Here is a 2,810-nt window from a genome sequence, read left to right as displayed (position 1 = left end):
AGCGCCTGCGGCGCGACATCCACCGGCATCCCGAGCTCGGCTACGAAGAAACCCGCACCAGCGCGCTGGTGCGGGTTTCTTCGTAGCCGAGCTCGGGATGCCGGTGGATGTCGCGCCGCAGGCGCTTCATGTCGTCGAATGCCTGGAGCAGGCCGGGCTCGTAGGCCGCGGCGATGCCGGAGGCGAAGGCGGCGGAGGGGATGTCAGTCATGGTGGCGCTCCCGGAACACGCAGGTTGCGGCAAGGCTGGCGGCCAGCATGCCGATGAGATACCACGCCGGCGCCATCGCGTTGCCCGAGATCTTCAGCAGCCAGGTCACCATGAACTGCGCCGACCCGCCGAACAGCGTGACCCCGAAGGCGTAGATCATGGAGGTGCCGGTGGCGCGGATCTCGCGCGGCAGGGCCGACACGATGAGCATGGTGCTGGCCAGCATATTGACGCCCAGCGCGGCGATGAGAACGATGCGGCACGCCACGGCCAGCCACAGCATGCCCGGCATCGACAGGAACAGGAAGGTGGGATAGGCCATCGCCATGCCAACCACGATGGACCACACCAGGGGCTGCTTGTAGTTGCGCACGCGGTCCACGTACAGGCCGCAGAGATAGACCGACACCACCTGCACCACGGCCGCCACGCAGCTGAAAAGGTACGACGTGGGCGCGTCGATGTGGTTGGTCTGCATCATGTAGGTGGGCATGTAGAACAGCACGATGTAGACCATGGCGGTGCCCGACATGATGATGAGCACGCCCAGCGTCAGGTCGCGCGGATGGCGCGCGGCCAGCGTCCAGGCCGGATGCTCCGCCGCCGCGCCCCCGCCCTCGCGCTGGCAGGCGTAGGTTTCCTCGATGTTGCGGCGGATGTACACGCCCACCGGAATGATGAGCAGCCCCAGCACGAAGGGCACGCGCCAGCCCCAGGCATGCAGCGCCTCCTCGGAAAGCACGGACGTCAGCAGCAGGCCGAGCGAGGCGCCCAGCAGCGCCGCCACGCCCTGGCTGATGGACTGCCAGCTCACGAAGAAGCCGCGCTGGTTGGCGCCGGCGGATTCGAGCAGCAGCGTGGTCGCCGAACCGACCTCGCCGCCCGCGGCGAAGCCCTGCAGCAGGCGCCCGGCCACGATGAGCACGGGCGCCATCACGCCGATCTGCGCGTGCGTGGGAGCGAAGGCGATGAGCGCGGTGCCCAGCCCCATCAGCGCGATGGTCGCCAGCATGGCCGCCTTGCGGCCCTTGCGATCGGCATACGCGCCCAACACGATGCTGCCCAGCGGCCGCATGACGAAACCCACGCCGAACACGGCCACCGCCATGAGCAGCGAACCGTAGGCCGTGTCGCTGGGAAAATAGAGCTTGCCGATGATGGCGGCGAAAAAACTGTAGACCGTGAAATCGAAGATTTCCAGGCCGTTGCCCAGGCTGGCGCCCAGGATGATGCGGCGGTTTCCCCGTGGTGCGGCGCGGGCCTGGCCCTCGGCGTCGGCGGCGGGCGGCGCGGCAACTGCGCCGGCATTCTCGGCAACATGCATGTCTGGTTTTCCTACCCTGATGGTTGACGCCGCGCGGCGGCGCCGGCGGCACGGCATGCGGCGCGCCAGCCATGCGCATAGCGCTATGCCTTGTGCTTGCGCCGAATGTATATACAAGCATATACATCATGCATGCGAGCGAATACCCGGGAAAACCTGTAGGCCGGATGCGCGCGGGCCGCGCCGGCCCGTTCTTGTCTACGGGGCCAGGCGCGGCCTGCGGAAGAAAGCGGAGGAGAAAGGCGGGAACGGGGCCCCGGCGTCAATCGCCCTTGGGGCGCGCCGGCCCTAGCCGCGCCACCAGCGCCACGGCGCGCGCAGCGGCCATTGGTACTGGCTGTTGAGCACGCGCGGCGCCAGCGCCCAGCCCATCGCCACGGCGATGCCCGCGGCGACCATGACGTCCGAGAGATAGTGGTCGAGGTTGATGAGCCGGCTGACGCCCACCAGGGCGGCCAGGCTCAGGAAGGCCCAGCGCCAGCGCGGCGCCAGGATGCCCAGCGTGACGGCCACCGCGAAGGCCGCGTAGGTGTGGCTGGACGGAAAGGAATTGAACTGCTGCGCGCGCGAGAAGGACTCGCCCATGCCGTAGATGCCCTGCTCGAAATAGAGCTCGGGCCGCGCCCGGGCCACCGCGCGCTTGAGCGCCAGCACCACCAGGCCGCCCGCGGCCATGACGGACAGCATGAGCACGCTGCCGCGCACCATGCTTTCGTAACTGGTGCGCAGCGGATTGCGCCAGCCCCGGGCCATGCCCAGCATGCCCACCCCGTAGAACAGCAGCGCCATCACGACGTAGTGGCCGCTCTCGCCCAGCTCGCCCACCCATTCGAAGGAATTGTCCACGCTTTCGGAGACGGACCGCTGGATGGCGATGGCCAGCGGCAGGTCGAGCCAGCGCGCGCTGGCGCCGGCGGCCAGCGACAGCACGATGGCCAGCACCAGCCAGATGCGAACCGAAAAAGGACTGCAGACCTCGGCAGGCGCCGGCGCGGCGACGCGGGTTGCCGCCGCAGTCACGGGCGTGATGGGGTTGGATGTCATGAATTCGGAACGAGAACGATTATCAGGATCGGGCCTGCGGCCGGACCGCTATGGTAACGGCAGCGGGGGCGCAACGGTGAGCAATCTTGCAGCAAGAGGTAAAATCCGATGTTTCCATCTCCCAGCCCCCGGGATCTACACCCGTCACGGCGACCATCATGCAAGAAACCACCCTCAAGCGCGAGGGCGCGGCCAGCGCCGCGCAGCCTCCCGCCGCCCCCGGCTCCGACC

3 protein-coding genes are annotated in these 2,810 nt (G+C 68.3%); all 3 read right to left on the bottom strand.

Features of this window, described 5'->3' with window-relative positions; translation table 11 throughout:
* Window positions 1-40: 40 nt before the first annotated feature.
* On the bottom strand, window positions 41-211 hold the full coding sequence (locus NGJ44_RS23005; protein WP_251866042.1) for a hypothetical protein: 171 nt from the start codon (window positions 209-211) through the stop codon (window positions 41-43).
* Window positions 204-1,535: an MFS transporter gene (locus NGJ44_RS23000; protein WP_251866040.1), complete on the bottom strand. Its 1,332-nt coding sequence runs from the start codon at window positions 1,533-1,535 to the stop codon at window positions 204-206. The genes NGJ44_RS23005 and NGJ44_RS23000 overlap by 8 nt, the downstream gene beginning before the upstream one ends.
* Before the next feature lie 288 nt (window positions 1,536-1,823).
* On the bottom strand, window positions 1,824-2,579 hold the full coding sequence (locus NGJ44_RS22995) for a phosphatase PAP2 family protein (RefSeq protein WP_082308371.1): 756 nt from the start codon (window positions 2,577-2,579) through the stop codon (window positions 1,824-1,826).
* Window positions 2,580-2,810 lie beyond the last annotated feature (231 nt).

The sequence above is a fragment of the Achromobacter sp. Marseille-Q4962 genome (assembly GCF_943737005.1).
Lineage (GTDB): Bacteria > Pseudomonadota > Gammaproteobacteria > Burkholderiales > Burkholderiaceae_B > Achromobacter.
Note: the sequence above shows the minus strand (reverse complement) of the source record. Positions and strands in the feature narration are given on the sequence as shown.

Coding starts and splice junctions, on each gene's coding strand:
- NGJ44_RS23005 (WP_251866042.1), bottom strand. CDS start 211: ATGACTGACATCCCCTCCGCCGCCTTCGCCTCCGGCATCGCCGCGGCC.
- NGJ44_RS23000 (WP_251866040.1), bottom strand. CDS start 1,535: ATGCATGTTGCCGAGAATGCCGGCGCAGTTGCCGCGCCGCCCGCCGCC.
- NGJ44_RS22995 (WP_082308371.1), bottom strand. CDS start 2,579: ATGACATCCAACCCCATCACGCCCGTGACTGCGGCGGCAACCCGCGTC.